This is a genomic window from Poriferisphaera sp. WC338, assembly GCF_050931845.1.
GTDB lineage: Bacteria > Planctomycetota > Phycisphaerae > Phycisphaerales > Phycisphaeraceae > Poriferisphaera.
Genome location: NZ_CP194516.1, coordinates 3667383 through 3685908 on the forward strand (window position 1 = coordinate 3667383; position 18526 = coordinate 3685908).

Annotated in this window: 18 protein-coding genes; 9 read left to right on the plus strand and 9 right to left on the minus strand. The window is 50.9% G+C overall.

Annotated elements, in window-relative coordinates; translation table 11 throughout:
• Positions 1 to 130: 130 nt before the first annotated feature.
• From ACQ6WK_RS15190 to ACQ6WK_RS15210, 5 genes are all read right to left on the minus strand, one after another.
• Positions 131 to 1702 carry an acyl-CoA carboxylase subunit beta gene (locus ACQ6WK_RS15190; RefSeq protein ID WP_432798236.1) on the minus strand — a complete coding sequence of 524 codons (1572 nt, stop codon included), beginning with the start codon at positions 1700 to 1702 and terminating at the stop codon, positions 131 to 133.
• 132 nt (positions 1703 to 1834) lie between these two features.
• Positions 1835 to 2245, minus strand: a complete 411-nt coding sequence (gene mce / locus ACQ6WK_RS15195; protein WP_432798237.1) for a methylmalonyl-CoA epimerase — start codon at positions 2243 to 2245, stop codon at positions 1835 to 1837.
• 78 nt (positions 2246 to 2323) lie between these two features.
• On the minus strand, positions 2324 to 4009 hold the full coding sequence (locus tag ACQ6WK_RS15200; RefSeq protein WP_432798238.1) for an acyl-CoA mutase large subunit family protein: 1686 nt from the start codon (positions 4007 to 4009) through the stop codon (positions 2324 to 2326).
• Between the two features lie 91 nt (positions 4010 to 4100).
• Positions 4101 to 5102, minus strand: a complete 1002-nt coding sequence (locus tag ACQ6WK_RS15205; protein WP_432798239.1) for an ArgK/MeaB family GTPase — start codon at positions 5100 to 5102, stop codon at positions 4101 to 4103.
• A gap of 82 nt (positions 5103 to 5184) precedes the next feature.
• On the minus strand, positions 5185 to 5601 hold the full coding sequence (locus ACQ6WK_RS15210; RefSeq protein WP_432798240.1) for a cobalamin B12-binding domain-containing protein: 417 nt from the start codon (positions 5599 to 5601) through the stop codon (positions 5185 to 5187).
• Between the two features lie 986 nt (positions 5602 to 6587).
• Here ACQ6WK_RS15210 and ACQ6WK_RS15215 point away from each other — a divergent pair.
• The 3 genes from ACQ6WK_RS15215 to ACQ6WK_RS15225 all read left to right on the plus strand — a co-directional run bounded on the left by ACQ6WK_RS15215 (position 6588) and on the right by ACQ6WK_RS15225 (position 9263).
• A complete protein-coding gene (locus ACQ6WK_RS15215) occupies positions 6588 to 7307 on the plus strand; it encodes a PEP-CTERM sorting domain-containing protein (protein ID WP_432798241.1) in 720 nt (239 codons plus the stop codon).
• Between the two features lie 314 nt (positions 7308 to 7621).
• On the plus strand, positions 7622 to 8347 hold the full coding sequence (locus tag ACQ6WK_RS15220; protein WP_432798242.1) for a PEP-CTERM sorting domain-containing protein: 726 nt from the start codon (positions 7622 to 7624) through the stop codon (positions 8345 to 8347).
• Positions 8348 to 8564: 217 nt separating this feature from the next.
• Positions 8565 to 9263 (plus strand): PEP-CTERM sorting domain-containing protein, encoded by a 699-nt coding sequence (locus ACQ6WK_RS15225; RefSeq protein WP_432798243.1) that lies wholly within the window; start codon positions 8565 to 8567, stop codon positions 9261 to 9263.
• Between the two features lie 87 nt (positions 9264 to 9350).
• On the opposite strand, the gene ACQ6WK_RS15230 is transcribed toward ACQ6WK_RS15225, so the two are convergent.
• Positions 9351 to 11141, minus strand: a complete 1791-nt coding sequence (locus ACQ6WK_RS15230) for an MATE family efflux transporter (protein ID WP_432798244.1) — start codon at positions 11139 to 11141, stop codon at positions 9351 to 9353.
• A 224-nt stretch (positions 11142 to 11365) separates the two neighbouring features.
• Between ACQ6WK_RS15230 and ACQ6WK_RS15235 the strand changes: the two genes are divergently transcribed.
• The 4 genes from ACQ6WK_RS15235 (at position 11366) to ACQ6WK_RS15250 (ending at position 14601) form a co-directional block, all read left to right on the plus strand.
• Positions 11366 to 12067, plus strand: coding sequence for a hypothetical protein (locus tag ACQ6WK_RS15235; RefSeq protein ID WP_432798245.1), 702 nt, complete (start codon positions 11366 to 11368; stop codon positions 12065 to 12067).
• A gap of 88 nt (positions 12068 to 12155) precedes the next feature.
• Positions 12156 to 13040: a carbon-nitrogen hydrolase gene (locus tag ACQ6WK_RS15240; protein ID WP_432798246.1), complete on the plus strand. Its 885-nt coding sequence runs from the start codon at positions 12156 to 12158 to the stop codon at positions 13038 to 13040.
• Positions 13041 to 13119: 79 nt separating this feature from the next.
• Positions 13120 to 13449 carry a hypothetical protein gene (locus ACQ6WK_RS15245; protein WP_432798247.1) on the plus strand — a complete coding sequence of 110 codons (330 nt, stop codon included), beginning with the start codon at positions 13120 to 13122 and terminating at the stop codon, positions 13447 to 13449.
• A gap of 66 nt (positions 13450 to 13515) precedes the next feature.
• Positions 13516 to 14601, plus strand: coding sequence for an agmatine deiminase family protein (locus tag ACQ6WK_RS15250; RefSeq protein ID WP_432798248.1), 1086 nt, complete (start codon positions 13516 to 13518; stop codon positions 14599 to 14601).
• Between the two features lie 55 nt (positions 14602 to 14656).
• Here ACQ6WK_RS15250 and ACQ6WK_RS15255 read toward each other — a convergent pair whose 3' ends face one another.
• Together ACQ6WK_RS15255 and ACQ6WK_RS15260 are read right to left on the minus strand one after the other, a co-directional pair.
• On the minus strand, positions 14657 to 15097 hold the full coding sequence (locus ACQ6WK_RS15255) for a hypothetical protein (protein WP_432798249.1): 441 nt from the start codon (positions 15095 to 15097) through the stop codon (positions 14657 to 14659).
• 238 nt (positions 15098 to 15335) lie between these two features.
• Positions 15336 to 15791, minus strand: a complete 456-nt coding sequence (locus tag ACQ6WK_RS15260; RefSeq protein ID WP_432798250.1) for a hypothetical protein — start codon at positions 15789 to 15791, stop codon at positions 15336 to 15338.
• A 180-nt stretch (positions 15792 to 15971) separates the two neighbouring features.
• Here ACQ6WK_RS15260 and folP point away from each other — a divergent pair, with 180 nt between their 5' ends.
• Together folP and ACQ6WK_RS15270 are read left to right on the plus strand one after the other, a co-directional pair.
• Positions 15972 to 16913 carry a dihydropteroate synthase gene (gene folP, locus ACQ6WK_RS15265; protein ID WP_432798251.1) on the plus strand — a complete coding sequence of 314 codons (942 nt, stop codon included), beginning with the start codon at positions 15972 to 15974 and terminating at the stop codon, positions 16911 to 16913.
• A gap of 134 nt (positions 16914 to 17047) precedes the next feature.
• Positions 17048 to 17683 (plus strand): hypothetical protein, encoded by a 636-nt coding sequence (locus ACQ6WK_RS15270; RefSeq protein WP_432798252.1) that lies wholly within the window; start codon positions 17048 to 17050, stop codon positions 17681 to 17683.
• An 84-nt stretch (positions 17684 to 17767) separates the two neighbouring features.
• Here the strand turns inward: ACQ6WK_RS15270 and ACQ6WK_RS15275 are convergent, their stop codons facing one another.
• Positions 17768 to 18391: a TetR/AcrR family transcriptional regulator gene (locus tag ACQ6WK_RS15275; RefSeq protein ID WP_432798253.1), complete on the minus strand. Its 624-nt coding sequence runs from the start codon at positions 18389 to 18391 to the stop codon at positions 17768 to 17770.
• Between the last annotated feature and the right edge of the window lie 135 nt (positions 18392 to 18526).

Here is an 18526-nt window from a genome sequence, read left to right on the forward strand (position 1 = left end):
GTCCTAACAGAGACCGATCGCCGCTTAATAGCCGCATCAGCTCTAAGGTTACATCCCTGCCCCATGCTGGGTTCACCGCCCTTTTGTAAGACCACACCAGCCGCCCTGCTCCATCCATGAGCAGGCGAAGTTAGAGCGGGATCAAGCCGTGTTTCTTCTCTGGCCGCACGTCCCGCTTGGTCGCCAACGAGTCCAGAGCCATCGCCAGATAGCGTTTGGTCTCCGCTGGTTCGATGATATCATCCACAAATTGGCGTGCGCCTGCAATGTAGGGGGTCGAGAACTTGTCTCGGTAGGCATCAATCAGCTCTTGTCGCTTGGCGTTTTGGTCCTCAGCAGCGGCGATTTCCTTGCGAAATACGACACTGGCGGCCCCTTCAGCCCCCATCACAGCAATTTCTGCCGTCGGCCAAGCAGCCACACGGTCGGCCCCGAGCTGTTTCCCACACATGGCGAGATAGGCTCCGCCATATGACTTACGCAACATGATGGAAATCTTCGGAACCGTTGCCGCAGAGTAGGCGAAGAGCATTTTCGCACCATGGCGGATGATGCCGCCGTATTCCTGCTGCACGCCGGGCATGAAGCCGGGGACATCCACAAGAGTGACCAGCGGGATGTTGAAGGCATTGCAGAAACGGATGAATCGTGAGGATTTGTCTGAAGCGTCGATGTCAAGGCAGCCGGCTTTGACCATGGGCTGGTTGGCGATGATGCCGACGGTGCGACCATTGATGCGGCCGAACCCAACAATGATGTTCTGAGCGAAACTCGCGTGGACTTCGAGGAAATCGGCATTGTCAACGACTTTGCCGATGACGTCGTGCATGTTGTAACCTTGGCGCGGGTTGTCGGGGATAACCGCGTTTAGGGATTCATCGATACCCATGGTTTCTTCACGTGGACCGATAGGCGGATCTTCCATATTGTTCGACGGTAAGAAGGAGAGGAGCTTCTTGCAGATTGCTGTGGCGTGGTTGTCATCGTCGGCGATGAAGTGAACAACGCCGGAGTAGTTCATCTGCGCTTCAGGACCGCCAAGTTGTTCCGCGGTGACGTCTTCGCCGGTCACTTGTTTGATGACACTTGGGCCAGTGATGAACATCTGAGCCTGACGGGTCTGAATGATGAAGTCCGTGAGGGCGGGAGCATACGCAGCACCGCCGGCACACGGGCCACAAATAAGCGAAACCTGTGGAACCACGCCGGAAAGCAGCGTGTTGTGATAGAACGTGCGGCCGTAACCGGAAAGCGCATCAATGCCTTCTTGAATACGCGCACCACCTGAGTCGTTGATGAACACGAACGGGCTACCGGTTTTCAGCGATGCCTTCATCATGTTCACGACTTTTTCGCTGTGAATCTCGCCAGCCGCACCACCGACCGACGTGAAGTCTTGTGAGGCAAGGTGGATCTGCCTGCCATCTACGGCACCACAACCGGTGATCACACCATCCGCTGAAATCTCTTTGCCTTCCATGCCAAAGTGCGTGCAGCGATGCTGAGCGAAGGCGTTTTGTTCCTGAAAGGAATCTTGATCCAACAACGCATCAACACGCTCACGCGCAGTAAGCTTGCCTTGCGAATGCTGTTTGTCGATTCGCTTCTGCCCGCCCATTCCGCGAATCGCTTTCTTCTTCTCACGAAGCTCTTTGATGCGATCGGCCATCGTCATTTGACTGCGTGTGGTACTCTCTGGCATGGTCTTCTTTCCTCACTGAAAAGAGGTTTATTTCATCAATCTTGTCCCGCCCGCAAACCCATCCGCCATTTTTCAATCACGAATGAGCAATACTTCTTGCAGCGTCAAACAAACCACTACAATACTTCCAAATTAATGGCCCGGCTCGCAAAGCTCTGTCAGAACACCGCGCGAACTCTTCGGATGCATAAACGCAATCCGTGAATTGTGTGCGCCATTTCGTGGTTCTTCGTTGATCATGCGGAGACCGGCCTCTTTGATCTCTGCGATGCGCTCTTCGATTTTGTCGACGGTGTAAGCCACATGATGGATGCCTTCGCCGCGTTTTTCGAGGAATCCGCTGATGGGTGAATCTTCACTGGTGGGTTCGAGCAATTCCAATCGCACATCGCCAACCTTGAAGAAAGCGACTTTCACTTTTTGTTCCGCGACTTCTTCGATGCCTTCAAACTCTCCACCAAGCACGTTTTCATAATACTCACGTGCTTCATCAATCGACTTGACCGCGATTCCTAAGTGATTGATTGCTTTTGCTTTGATCATCGCTCTTGCCTTTCTTGCACAACACAAAACATATTGAAATAAAGCCCGCCCCGTTTGGAGCAGGCTTTGGCTTTTAACTTAGTTGAAGGTTTCGGTGTACTGTCCGAAGACACCTTCCATCGCACCGCATATTTCGCCAATGGTGGCATACTCGCGGACAGCGTCGAGGATAAAGGGCATAAGGTTATCATCGCCCTTGCTGGCAGCCTTGAGTGCATCAAGTTTCGCAGCAACCGCGTCGTTATCACGGTCAGCCTTCACCTTGGCGATCTTGTCTGCCTGACGCTTGCCGACGGAATCATCCACCTTAAACAGCGGCATGGTTTTGCCTTCATCGATCTGATACTTGTTCACGCCAACCACGACACGATCGTTGCTTTCGATGGATTGGCCGTAATTGTAAGCACTGTTCTCGATTTCTTTTTGGACGTAGCCTTGCTCGATGGCGGGGACCATGCCACCCAGTTCATCGATTTTTTCGATATAAGCAAGGGCTTCCGCTTCGATCTTATCGGTGAGTTGTTCAACATAGAAGCTTCCTCCGAGTGGGTCGATAGTGCTAGTGACGCCAGATTCTTCAGCGACAATCTGTTGGGTCCGCAGTGCAACGCGGACGCTGTCCTCGGTCGGCAGTGCGAGCGCCTCGTCCTTGGAGTTGGTGTGAAGCGACTGGGTTCCGCCGAGAACAGCTGCAAGCGTTTGAATCGCCACACGGACGATGTTGTTGTCGGGTTGCTGCGCGGTAAGGGTCACGCCGCCGGTTTGTGTGTGGAAACGAAGCATCCACGACTTGGGGCTTTCGGCTTTAAAGCGGTCCTTCATGATCTTCGCATACAGCCGGCGTGCGGCACGGAACTTCGCAACTTCTTCAAGCAGATCGGTGTGAGCAGCAAAGAAGAAGGCGAGACGTGGCGCAAAATCGTCAACCTTCAGGCCGGCCTTCATGGCGGTTTCGACATAGCAGATCGCATCGGCAATCGTGAAGCCAACTTCCTGCGCCGCGGTCGAACCAGCTTCGCGGATGTGGTAGCCGGAGATTGAGATGGTGTTCCATCGTGGGACGCTCTTGGTGCAGTACTCAAAGATATTCGAGATCAATCGCAGCGATGGCTTCGGCGGGAAACGGTACGTGCCGCGAGCAATGTATTCTTTAAGGATGTCGTTTTGAATGGTGCCAGTGAGTTTATCCGCGGAAACACCTTGCTTTTCACCCACCGCGATATACATCGCCAGGAGGATCGCAGCGGAAGAGTTGATCGTCATCGAGGTGGAAACTTTGTCGAGAGGAATGCCGTCAAAAAGTGTTTCCATATCTGCGAGTGAATCGATCGCCACGCCGACCTTACCGACTTCGCCGGCAGCCATTTCATCATCGCTGTCGTAACCGATCTGAGTAGGCAAGTCGAAAGCGACAGACAAACCTGTGGAGCCTTGTTCGAGAAGGTAGCGATAGCGTTTGTTGGATTCTTCAGCAGTGGAGAAGCCCGCATACATACGCATCGTCCAAAGACGACCACGGTACATCGTGGGCTGCACGCCGCGAGTGTATGGAAACTCGCCGGGGAAACCGAGCTTATCGTTGTATTCCTTCATCATGCCGGATTCGGGTGTGTAAAGCCGTTCAACCGGCTCATCCGATACCGTCACGAATTCTTCTTTACGCTCTGGGAAACGGCCAACAGTCTTTGCTACCGGACCATCAGTCCATTTCTGCTTACCTTCTTCAATCTTGGCGAGGCTTTCACATTTGCTTTTTTCTGACATCTTCGTGTCTCCCATGCTTGGGCTGTTAATCCTGTCCTTTTCCCACAGATGATCATTGGGGTCATCTGCTTCTCCCGCCACCTTTTATACTTCAGTTCGCCGAAACTTTATCTCGGCTTGCTTTCTCCAAAAGCTTTTGGGCCACATCCTGCACCGTCACGCTTCCTTCGATAATCTTTTTGGTTTCTTCAGGCGAAGTTGCAAGCAGTTTGGCCAAACGCATCCGCGCTTGGTCCAGCACGCTCTCGCTCACGTCGGCGTACATCCGCTTCTCGCGCAGCGCCGGCCAATTCGCGCTTTCATCTTCTGTTCGCTTATCCAACAACGCGATCAACTCATCAATACCGGTTTTTTCCACCGCGCTAACCAGCAGTACATCCGGATCGGCCTTCTTATCCATGCTCAGCTGCAAACTGCTTAGCAACTGCGAATACAACGTGCCGGACCCTTCACGGTCAGCTTTATTGATCACAAACAGGTCCGCAATTTCCATCAGGCCAGCTTTGAGCATTTGGATCGAATCGCCCTGCCCCGGTGCAAGGACTACCGCCACAAGGTCGGCGACCTGCGTGACTTCGACTTCACTCTGCCCCACGCCGACGGTTTCGATGATGACCACATCGCAGCCAATCAAACCCATCACCCGTGCAACACCTTTTACGCCCAGCGTCAATCCACCAAGGTGGCCGCGTGCTGAAAGTGAACGGATAAACACGCCTTTGTCGGTGGCATGACGCATCATGCGGACACGATCGCCGAGGACAGCGCCGCCAGTAAACGGGCTGGAAGGATCGACCGCGATCACGCCGATTTTTTGGTCTGGATTCTTCTCACGATAAGCCGTGACTAGCGCGTCGGAGAGGGTGGATTTACCGCTGCCGGGTGCACCGGTGATACCGAGCAATAACCGCGGCATCGGTAACTGTTCAGAAAGCGATTGATCCTGCTCACGAACCTGCGCCCATGCTCGGAAAAGTTCCGGCAACCGCCACGGTGAATCCTCCATCAAACTCATCAAACGACCTGCCGCACGGATACCCTTGGGGCCGCCAGCAAGTGCGAATTCAACGAGTTGGATCAGATCATTGGTCATGGGCTTATTTCTTGAGCCGTGCAGATAAGCAGCGCGTGACTCGCAAACTACTTGCGAGTGGTAAAGGTTACGAAACAATCCTTTAAGCTGCGCCGAGGCAACCATTGAGCGTATCGACGATTTCTTTGGCTGGTGTGCCCGGTCCGAAGACCGCTTTGATGCCCATCGCTTCGAGGCCAGGAACATCATCCGGAGGAATCGTGCCACCGCCAAAGACGATGATGTCTTCCGCTTCCTTCTCCTTGAGCAGTTCCAGCACTCGTTTGAAGAGCGTGTTGTGTGCGCCCGATAGGAGCGAGAGGCCGATCATTTTGACGTCTTCCTGAATGGCTGCGTCGACAATCTGCTCGGGGGTTCTGCGTATGCCGGTGTAAATCACCTCAAACCCTGCATCACGCAGGATATGTGCAACATATTTTGCGCCGCGGTCGTGGCCATCCAAGCCGGGCTTTCCGATTAATACACGCACTTTGTTTCCGTCATTTGCCGCTGCATTCATGGGTACATCTCCCTTTTATCAATGCGATTCAGCGGAGGACGCTCACGGCCACACAAGACCGCAGAGTTCCTCGGTTATGTTCCAGTTTTCAGCTTGCCTTGTTTCCGGATTGCTCCGGCTTCAGGTGGGCCCTTTGCCGACTGTCGGTCATAAGTACTTTATGTCGCACTCAATCTTCCGAGGCGGATTTGGGGTGGCAGGCGATCCACAAACAGAGAATAGATTCTTTTCATTGCATTATCAAGTTAACCAACTCCTTTTGTCTTTTTATCTTCGCAGGGTGAACATCAGCTTATTTGATGCCGTGTTAAATCTTTTATTGACCTCAGCTTGGGCGCTTCTCTTCAATCCATCCACACCACATTGGCCTCCTTATCGGGCCTATAGTTTTTCTCAGTGAAACTGACCTCAAACACCTGGTCCGTATATCGGAATTCAAGATTCCAAAGTCATTCTCATCACCAAATTCTTACAAAATTAACCCCGCCTTTTTTGTTTACCCCTAACAATTTTTCGCACACTTGGTGTGTTGTCGACAACATTCTTGCTCACCTATACATCACGCCCACCCGCTTGAAGTACAATGAATTCCTAAATTATGCCAGACAGTCTTGATATAACAATGAGTGTTTGTCTACAATGTCACGTCGTTAGAGAGAGGGAGAAGTCATATCTTCTCCGTATGATCTATCGTGCATCAGAGCATCCAAGACCGCTGCTCGTCCTACATACGGCCAATCAGCAATCGCACTATTTTCCCCAACAGAGAAGAATGATGCGCCTGTGTATCACGTTGCCCCGCTCTGCCATCGCAAAGACATACACAATCACAGATCTTTTCGGCTGTTCCAAAACAAAATGCAATAACACAATCAAAAATCACATAGCAAGCATTCTTATTATGTAGCTAAAACATTCGACAGTACGTATCCATACAACTAACTCATCACGATTGATTCCTGATGATTAACTTTCGGAGAGACAAAATGACTGATCAAACCAAAAAAGTATTCGCCATACTCACGCTTTCGTGCGCCGCTCTCTTCGCTACAAACACACACGCCGCCGACTTCGAATTCACCACCGTCCTCGACACCGAACAAGCCACCTACTTCCCAGGCGATCCCTTCTTTGATATCACACCCTACGCAACCAACCGCCTTCTCCCAACTACTAGCCAAGACCTAGACATTGATTTCGCCACCCACGGCGACACTTCCCTCAAATTCAACATCACCGCACCCGTTGGCAAAAAATTTCAGATAACGTTTACTGATAAACGTGAAATGCTCAACGTTACCTACCGAAACTACAGTGCCTTCGATGGAAACAATCACTACTTCGATAACAGCCCATCCATCACTTACGAAAACCTCACCGGCTCATTAACCACCGGCTCCATTTCTCGTATGAGCTTCTCAGAATTAGGCGGCTCCTATTTCGCTGTCCTCAACCTCTTCGGCACCAGCGGCACAACCGTCTCCTTTACCTCACTCTCAATCGAAACAACCGTCCCCGCTAGCTTCGACAGTCATATCTCCCACACTGTCACCGGACAGCCCAGCATCGTCTACATCGAAGCCATCGACAACACCCATACCAATCAAGGTCAATTCCTCCAAATCGTCGACTTCGCCCCCGTCCCAGAACCCGCCTCACTCGCACTCCTCACCCTCGGCGCGCTGGCACTTGCTCATCGTCGTTAAGCCTTACATAAATTTACAATAAATGCATGAAGCCTGATGCCTATCAGGCTTTTGTTTTTAATGACATTGCCTCTTTTAGCCAAGCATATATAAATCAACAAAAAGCCCTCGGTTACTCTGGCAAATAACAACACAATCACTTAGCGATCCACTTATTTTAACCTTGCATCAGTCCATCCTACAGATATACTTAAAAATCGAATTCTAAGATAACTCAGGTCTGAGTTTTGCCCCTGAACATCGATTCACCCCCAATTCACAACACAGCACAATCATGTTGCCGTGCCGCGTTTTAACATTCAAAAGAGAAAGAAATGAAAAACCACACACAGATCGTAAGTTACTTAGTAGTCTCCTTGGCGGTTGTCCTCTGTTGCACCGTCACTTCCGTCGCCAACGCAAACATCTCCCTCAACACAACACTCGATCAGGAGACACACCAATTTTCGCCTGCCATCCCGGAATTCGGCATCTCTTCCATCTCAACAGCAAAGATTTCCACGGCCTCCGCCAACATCGATACTCTCGTACAAGACTTCTCCGCTCTCGGCGATACCACACTCGACTACACCATCACCTCATCTACAGGCGCTTTTCACGTTAATTTCGTAGAAGCCGGTACGCTCGCCATCGCAATCGAACAAGGCGGCGTCTTCGGCGGTACCGAATCCGTCAACCTCGCAACCACGCTCACTTTTAACGGTGTCACTGGCGGAACCGCCCCCGCAAACCCAACCGCACATGCCGCAATCCGTGGCCTCACCGACCCCTCGCTCTCTTCCTTTAGCGTGAGTAGTAATCTCAACTTCGCAGCAGGCACAAGCTTCTCTTTTACCTCAATCACTTTCTCGGTTGATTTCCCCGCATCCTATGACGGAAACCTCCCCATACTCCCAGGCAACCCGATACTCAAGTTCGATGGACAAATCCAAAACGTCCCCGCCAGTCTCGGTCAATTCGTCTCCCTAAACCCCATCCCCGAACCCGCCTCACTCTCACTGCTCACACTCGGCGCGCTCGCACTCGCTCGCCGCCGCTGAAAGTAATCCATATTTATGTCATAACAATACAAAGCAACACAGTGAAGCTCGGCAATCTGCCGAGCTTTTTCTCCATCATGCACAACTTACTGCTCGTTATACCCTAGTCACATTCGTCTATTCTCATGTTATATTTCAGCGTGATCTTCTATGAAGCTGTGCTCCATTAACTCACGTGGTGTTGAGCTTGATACTGAACCATACTGGGAGAAGAACGATGAACCGCCTGCTTAAACCACTCACTTTGGCCGCCGCATTTGCGCTGCTGGCTTGCATCTCACTTCCCGCCGCAGCAACCGCCGGCCCAAACGACATCGTTGGCACACCAACCGTCGAAACCACATCCCACTTCGGCACCTCCGCCCAAGCTGAGATCAATGGCAGCACTGCAGCACACTTTTCTGACAAGCTCTCCGCTAATTTCGCTACACTTGGTAACTCACAAATCACCGCAACCATCACCTCACCCACCGGCCGATTCTACGCCAACTTCGTAACCGCTGGACACTTGCAGTTTGATCTTAAAACCGGTGACAATTTTAAAAGCTCCGGCTTCATCAACCCATCCATCCACTCCATCACTTTTAACAATGTCATCGGCAACACCCCAGGTGGCGGCCCTGCCGATCGTTTCCTCACCGGACCCGGCGGTGACTTCTTCCGCGTGGGTTCAGTTCACAGCGTCTCTGCAGGCAGCTTCTCCTTTGAATCGATCACCTACATACTCAACGTCCCCGCAAGCTACAACGTCGACTTCTCAAACCCAAACTTCACCAATGCCAGCCTCCGCGTCACCGGACTCATCACCTCTGCCACACCCCTCGGTCAATTCGTCTCTATCAATCCCATTCCAGAGCCTGCATCACTCTCACTGCTCGCGTTTGGCGCACTCGCGATCACCCGCCGCCGCAAGTAACATTACAAACAACAAAACATAAACACAGAAAGCTCAGCATATCGCTGAACTTTTTCTATTCCTTGATTAGACTCAATCTTCCGGGGGCTAAACCTTAATCCGTTCCCACCTGCCCATCTGGAACCAACCCATAAACAAACATGCGCGGATCACAATTTCAGCACATAACCCGACCCATATCCCGGTAAGGCCATAACCAAGCGCAACACCAATCACATACGCAGCAGGCAGACGAATCAAAAATGTGCTGGCATAAGTAAGCACCATCGGGCCGATCGTTTCACCCGCGCCGCGCAGACTCTGACTAATCACAATATATGTGCCAAAGAAGAACTGCGTAAAACCCGCCACCACCAACAGCGGTGTGGCCAATTCACGAACCATTTCCGCCTGTGCATCCTGACTGGTCACCAGTAATCCGACATAGGCACCAGGTAAAAAAATAAAACTCAAACCAATGATCCCCATGGCACTCGACCCGATCAGCCATGACAATATCGCAGCTTGTTTTGCCCTATGTTTATCGCCTAAACCAAGATACTGCCCCACCAATGTGGCGGCAGAGATCCCGATCGCCATGCCTGGCAAGAAGCTTAAACTTTCGATACGAATACCGACCACATGGGCGCCCATGACTCCATCGACTACTTCTTCAACGCCCCATACGCCAAGCCCGCCAACGATCCCCGCGATCAGTAAGTTACCAAACCACATCCCACCACTTTCGATCAAGCTCGGGATGCCAATCTTTATAATGCGCCACATCAATTCACCATTTGGCATCATCCATCGCAAACGCAACTTAATCGGTAAACGCGATAATCGTACACGTACCGGCATCCAAGCTTTGATCGCAAGCGGATTGCCTTGGCGAATCGAAATTGCATGCCGCGAACTAAGCATCCGCCTGTCACCCGCAAGGTATTTTTCCCAGCGAGTCCACGAAATAAAGTCTGGTCCCTGCCCGCGTATCAAAATCACCGCAATGAGTAACCCGCCAACCACCCACGAAATTGCCGTTCCCCCAGCAATCCCGCCAACGCCATGTCCACCCCACGGCTCGGGTCCAAAGGTCAACAACCATGACGCAAAAATGTTCACTACATTGATCACCATAATCGCAATAAATGGCGTCCGCGTGTCACCTGCACTCCGCAGCGCTGCCGTTCCTAGAGCCACTACCGCATTTACCGGCGTAGCCAACGACAAAATTCGCAAGTACAACGTGCATAAATCCAGTGTTTCGCCTTGAAGATTAAACAGCCGCCCAAAAAGCGGCGCGGTCATCCACAACGCAAAACCAATCAGGCTTCCCCAGACAACGCCCATCATAATGGCCTGTCCAAGCACGCGGTTTGCATCGACTCGGTTCTTCCCACCAATGGCCCGCGCTACCAATGCACCCGCACCCACACCAACTGCAGCAAAGAGCATCGCAATCAACCACGTGACATACGCTGCCACGCCGACCGAATCCAGCGCCCGAGCCGATTGCATCCCACCGAGCCGCCCACTCAGCGCAATATCAACCAGCCCAACAAAACTAATTCCCAACAACTCAAAAAACGGCCACACCGCCAGCACATAAATCTGTCCCAGTAGACTCCGCCCCTTCAGATTGCCGCTCAGTTCTGCTCGCCGTGCTTGCCCCCCAGCTTCCAAACCTTCAATCACATCGCCAGCAACACCACTCGCATCCACCGCGCCCGCATAGACCGCTCCACTCAAATCTTCTTCTACCGGTCGCTCGATGTAATCCTCTTCTCGCTTTACTTCACTGTCACACGAAACATCCTCATCCGCATCCCCCATATGCGCAGCTGGAGACTCATCCTCCTTTCCCAACAAATCTTCATCCTCATGTCGCTCATCTGTCATAACACTTACTTATCCATTTGCTTACTGACCACGCCGCTAATATCGGCATTCTGACATTCATCACAAGATGCAATCTATGATGAACCTCGCACAGCCTCAGATTATTCAACATTCAACTCGCTTTCCCTAAAACAATTGCCTTTCACAGATGCCTTCCTAAACTTCCCTGCCATATAAAAAATCAAGACCTTTAACCGTTAGCTCTATCATTTTCGGAGTAGCACATGGCACTTACACATAAAGCCGCAGTGATTGCTGCAATAACATCGATCTCACTGGCGACATCCTCGTATGCTGCATTTGTCACCGCGGATAATGTCACACTGAACCAAGGCTCTGCATATTTCTCCGAACAGAACCTCATCAGTATCAATGGGCTTGATCTAGGCGCGGACAACACACTCACCGCCGATGATTTCTATACCCAAACATTTAACCCAGCTCACTCGTGGGTCACCAATGCCGCCTACCCATCTTACTTCAGCAATAATAACCCCGCACCTGTTCTCACATTCGGTTTTGACCAAGCCTTGGACATCGATCAGCTTGCTGTTTGGGGGTACGTCGGCTTTGACAATACCAACGGTATTGGCAACTCTGCTAGACAGGGCACGATCCAATTTTCAACCGATGGTACCAACTTCGGGCCGCTCATTGACTTCACTGTCGACTCAACCCTAGTGGGAGACGGAGCTTCATTAACCAGCTTTGACACACAACAGGATGTTATTGCTGCTCGTATTACATTCACAGACAACTACAGCAACCTAAATGGCGGCGATCGCGTAGGTGCAAACCTCATCGCATTCAACACCGCAGTTCAATCAGACACCGCAATCGTCCCCACCCCCTCTGCTGCATCACTTACCCTTATCTCTCTTGCTGCATTGATCCTGATCCGTAAACGCAAAGCCAACCTCAGCTGACAAATCTGTGCCACAGAATATCCCCCAAAACGCCATGCAAACTGCATGGCGTTTTTCATTTCCTCTACGCCAAACATACAATACCTGAATGTCTGAGCCCCACACCAACAACCTCTGCCTTGCACTACTCCAATTCGCAGTCCCAATTGGCAGTACCTCGACGCAAATCCTCTCACATGTGACTGACATGGTCCGTACAGCTGCAGCCGACGGCGCCAACATCATCGTCACACCTGAACTTTTTCTTTCACCTTACTTCCCACAGTCGCTTGATGAATCAAACTTCGATTTAGCCGAACCTATCCCCGGCCCAACCTCAACCTATCTACAAGCACTTGCAGACGAACTCAATGTCACGTTGCACGCTTCACTTTTTGAACGTCGCGCTCCCGGCTTGTACCACAACACCTCTGTGACCATGACCCCAGAACAACCAATCCAACTTTACCGCAAAATGCACATTCCACACGACCCGCACTTTGAAGAAAAATACTACTTCACCCCCGGCGAGTCATTCGCCATCCACGCCACACCACACGGTAACATCGGTCCACTCATCTGCTGGGATCAATGGTTCCCAGAAGCGGCCCGAGCAACTGCACTGCTCGGCGCAGATCTGCTCGTCTACCCCACCGCCATTGCATACCTTGATAGCGAACCACCTGAAGAGCAAGCTGCACAACGTGACGCATGGATCACCATCCAACGATCACATGCTATTGCAAACAATCTATTCGTTGCTGCATGTAACCGCATCGGACGTGAAGGCAAGCTCAATTTCTGGGGTTCATCTTTCATCGCAGCACCTGACGGAACGATCATCGCTCAAGCATCTGAAACAGATGAACAAATCGTGATAGCTGACCTTGATCTATCGATGATTGAAACACAACGTCGAGCGTGGCCATATCTTCGAGACCGCCTGCCGCATCAATATCAATCTCTCACCCAACAATTCGCCGACAACAATTAACAAGATCATCCAGTATGATTCATGACTTGCTGTAATTGACCGTTCGCCGACAAACACACAACATTAGAAGAAACACACTATGTCTATCGCACAATACATTCTCTGGCTTGCGTTCGCCGCCTTCGTCGTTTGGCGAGGTGTAGTCATTCTTAAGCGCGGCGGCCACTTCTTCGCTATTGCCGTTTTCTTCCTCGCACTTTTTGTGGTTTTCGAAGCTTCGATGCAATTCTTTAACCGGGACAAACTCGAAGCTCCCGAATCACCTATGATTGAAGAAGCCATCGTAGCGCCGGCAGATACCGATCATGAAGCACTTCCACCTACCGGCACACCCGACAACTTTAAACCACAAAACCACCCGCAGCTTGTCGCGCCCCCAGAAGACCACCCCTCTACTGACTCACCTTAACTGAATTCACAAGTAAATTCGATCACGAACCAAACTTCTTCATCAATCTGTTTAACTCTTCCCGTCATGCCAACGCAAAACTCATCCCCCACAACTCATCCGCGTATCGATCGTTTCACCGAGCTCAACCAACTCACAGAACCTGCACGATCGCTTGGCTATCGCCTGCCTGCTGAGTTTGAGCCACAACAATCAATATTACTCACAACACCGCACAATACAGAAACTTGGCCCTCAGGCACAATTGAAAAGGCACAAACAGAACACGCCTACTTTGCAGAGCAACTAGCCAAAGCAGCCCCCGTCATCACCACACAATCATTGAACCTCCCCACCAATGATTCATGGATCCGCGACTTCGGACCACTCACCGTCACACGCAAACCGTTCACATCATGGCAACCCCAAAACAGCTCACCTAATCAACCGTTAAATCAACTTGCTATCCATGACTTCAATTTCAACGGTTGGGGTAACAAGTATGAAGAAAAAACCCACGATAACCTTATCCCACAACACATCGCTTACCAACACAATCTCCCAATCTTCATTCATGACCTTGTCTTTGAAGGCGGATCGATTGATGTCAACGGGCAAGGTCTCGCACTCACCACCATACAATGCCTTCTGAATCAAAACCGCAACGCACATCTCACTCAATCCGATATTGTTTTCTTCCTGCAAGATGCATTCAACCTCGACCACATCATCTTCCTCCCCGGCGGCATTACCGGTGACGACACGGATGGGCATATTGATGACATTGCTCGCTTCATCAATACCGATACAGTTGTCATCGCCGCGGCTCCGCCGCATCACCCCGACCACGATATCCTTCTTGAAAACAAAAAGATTCTCAAAAAGAATAAACTTAACATTCTGCCATTACCCACACCCGACCCGATCTATTTCGATTTCCCTGGCGACCGCTTCATGAAAGCTGAACGTCTGATGCTTCCTGCCTCGTATGCCAACTTCCTGATTTCCAACGGGCATCTTTATCTTCCCACCTTCAATCAGCCCACAGACGACCTCGCCATCCGCGCACTCGAAAATGCGATGCCTGATTACAATATCATTCCTATCCCATCTAGCCATCTGATCAGCGGACTCGGTGCCTTGCACTGCCTATCCATGCAAATCCCTTACTGATATCTATTCATCAGTTAGACCAAGTCCCCGCCCTGCATTCATCGGCCCCTAAAGCCTAGACAATTCCACGTACCATACGATTCAGCTTCACCGCATCTGTCACGAACGGCCCTCCCGTCCGAAACGTCTCCGGCAATAATCGCATCAAATACAATGATTTAAACGGCAACAACGTACTACACTCACACCCTGTCCGCGGCGCCAGTGATGAAACATCGACCCAATACAGTCGATCCGCCTCAATCGTCTTCTCCAGCAACATCCCAATCCCCGATTGAGAAATATCGGTGATCCATACTTTACACACCGTTTCATACCCTGTGATGTGCCCCGAATCACTCACATTATTTCGTACGAGTACCGCTGGCGTTTGAACCGCAAGGCGAGCATACTCACGTTGCCCAAGATTGCTTTCTCGTAACGACGCAACAAGGCTTTTACAAATGCAATCGATCGTGTGCTGATAGTTCCCCCTTTGATCATGCTGAACCATCATTGTTCTTTCAACAAATAAAAATTCAAGAACACGACCACCGAAACAATGCCCCAACATAGCCAGTATCGTCTACTTGATCCTCATCTCTGAACCTGTTCATAACCAGATGAAATATTTATCTATTTTTCACATACCAACAACAACGCCACAGTGTCAATGCAGAACTTTTTATATTTAACTTGAATCATTTAAATCTAACTGTTGGTTAGATGAACACAACAGCATCTTCAAGAGAAATTCACGATACGCCGCCGCTTCCCAGCCACGCACTATCTGGAATGCTGCTAACATCACGCACAAAAGCACCACCAACGCGAAATGTCGTCGGCAACAAACGCATGCAATAGGCCACTCGGATCGGCAATATATGGCTGCACACATCCGTCTCCTCTGGCGTGTATAAAGACTGAACATTTGCCCAGATCACAACGTCTCGCGGCATGTCGTGCTCAAGCAACATCCCCAGCCCCGCACTGGACACATCCGTCACCCACGCACGGTACAACCCCTTAAATTCCGTCGGCAAACCATCCTCACCACGAATCGCCATTCCAAGCTGAGCCGGTGCATGAACATTGTGCCTGCTCTCGGCGCGCTGCGCCATCTGCTGCGATCTACTCTCGCGATCCAGCCTCCCCAGTAGCTGCCCGAGCGATCGCTCTACAAAACTATCCTGAGATCCGCTTAACACCATAGTGAATCCTATCGTCCATTCCTGATTTCGCTCTCACACGCAATGAAATTTTCCACTGCATTTCACGGAACTGCACCCGTTTCCTCCGTATAAACGCCCCATCCCTACACCCAATCCCTCTCCAGCCAACGTCCAATTCTAATTATCATCTCACTTCAGCTTCTCAGCCTAATCCCTCTATTGCCCCTATCCACACATCGCTTCCCTCGCCACGCCACTCCAACCCACGTCCGCATCGCGTTACACTACCTCTATATGAATCCAGAACCTCTCCATTCTGCTAAGCCGATTAGCCTCCCCAAACTCATGGGCATCCTGAATGTAACACCAGACTCTTTTTCTGATGGCGGGCAGTTCACCTCCCTCGAAACCGCTACCGCTCATGCGCTACAAATGGCACTAGATGGGGCCTCCATCATCGACATCGGTGGCGAATCTACCCGCCCCGGCGCAAAGCGCGTTTCCCCGAAAGATCAAATCGCCCGCACCGCACCAGCTATCCACAACATCCGCGCCACATTAGATGAAAACAATCTCACTCACGTGATCATCTCTATCGACACGACTCATGCCGTCGTTGCCGAAGCCGCGATCGAAAACGGCGCCACATTTATCAACGATGTTTCTGCCGGAACCGAAGACCCGGCCATCCTCAATCTTGCTGCCGAACACAACCTACCCATCTGCCTCATGCACATGCAAGGCGCGCCCGGCAATATGCAAGCCAACCCTACCTATCAGAATGTCACGCAAGAAGTTTTGGATTTCCTTCTCACACGAGCCGACCTCGCATTGTCACTTGGCATCCCGCACCATCACATCTACCTCGACCCCGGCATAGGCTTCGGCAAAACACCCCAGCACAACCTGCAACTTCTGGCTGACCTTGATCAGTTCACCGCCACCAGCTTCCCCATCCTCCTCGGCGTCTCACATAAATCACTCTTCAAACACACCTCCCCCACCACCGCGCAAAACCCCGAAGACCGTGAACCTGCGACCAACGCAGTCTCCGCCCTCGCCACCACACAGAACGTCGCCATCCTCCGTGTGCACAATCTCCCCGCCAATCTGCAGGCCATTCAAACCACCCACGCGATCCTCAACACAAACCAAGCCTAACCACGTCAATCAAGATAACCATTTACAAAAACAGCTCTCATCGGTACATTGCCAAAAGTGTTGCGGCGACCATCTACCCATTCTCGCCGACTTTAGTATCTTCAACCTCACTTCCTTCTCCGGGAGATCAAACCATGAATAGCCGTTACGGACTCGTCATCATCTTGGCTACCACATTCCTTGTGATTGCCGGTATCGCTTATCAATATGTTGGCGAATCACTTTACCCGGGCCGCAAGTTTCGAAGACCGCTTGCTAATATTCCACTCAAAATCAACATCAACTATCTATCCGCGGGAAAGGATGTCAAACTCGATTTTGATACCGCAAAGCCAATTGATGATCTCAAACAACTCCGTGCAGATTTCATCAAAAACGCCAAGCCCGACCCAAACGCATCCAATGACGAACCTGTGAAGCACATGGTCGTCCACCTCAAAATTGAGAAGCCCAAGCAAACCCGCAAACAGAAAAACTCCAAGCGTGCCCTCTACAACGATGTCTTCGATGATTTCGAGGAAAAGGATATCCGCCTAGCTCTCTATCAAACTTCCGCTGGCTACGAATGGACCATCGAAGATCCTGATTTTGAGTTTTATCCTTCTACAACCGCCCACAAAACAGTCAAGGAAGCGTTCGATCCGTTCCTTGATCAATACATCATGTACTACGACATGAAGAAACGGCATAACCTCGACAAAGATGATTATCTGCACGTCGAAGTGGATGAGCTTACCAAGTGGATCAAAGAAGAAGTCGACAAACCATAGCGCACAAATCTAGCCATCTTCAAAAGAACTTGCATACCCTGAATCACTCAACCCGCACCTACGGCGGGTTTTTTAGTGCCTTGCCTACGATGCAAGATGCTTTTCCAACAATCCCTCGGCCACTGCCTTCGCCGTAACAGCCGTTGTGTTGTCACATTTGATCATCCGCATCACCACAGCGCCCTCAATCAACAGATCGATCTGCTTCGCAACAGCCTCGCTCTCCTGAACCCCCGCCTTCTCGCACAGATCCTTTAAGAAATCCGATGTCGCGCCATAATGTTTCGCCGCCGCATCATGCACCGGATCAAATCGACTCGGAAACTCAGCGCATGCCGTAATAAATAAACACCCCATGTAATCCGGATCATTAAACCAGTGATCCAGCACATCAAAAATGGCTAAGATCGTTCCCCGCGGCGTACCATCACTAAACTTCTCAACTGCCATCCCAAACGACTGACTCTCCCAACGATCCCGCATCTGGATCGCCGCAATCATCAAATCATCTTTACTTTCAAAATGATTGTAGAACGTGGTCTTCGTCACCCCTACCTCACGGATAACCCGGTCCAAGCCCACTGCGTGAAACCCTTGTTCATAAAACATATTTAATGCCGTCGCCGTAATCCGATCGCGTGTACTTGTAAATTGCTCCGCCGGTGCAAAAAGCTCCTGCGCATTCTTCTCGCCGGTTTCCTCGACCACAAAACACCTCCATCGTCATGAACGTCGAAACCCATCTTCATGAATCAATCAATTCTTACAGCAAGCACTCCAGAAATGCACTTTTGCCAACTTGACTCATAGTCAACCAAACTTGACCACGAGTCAAGTCAAAAC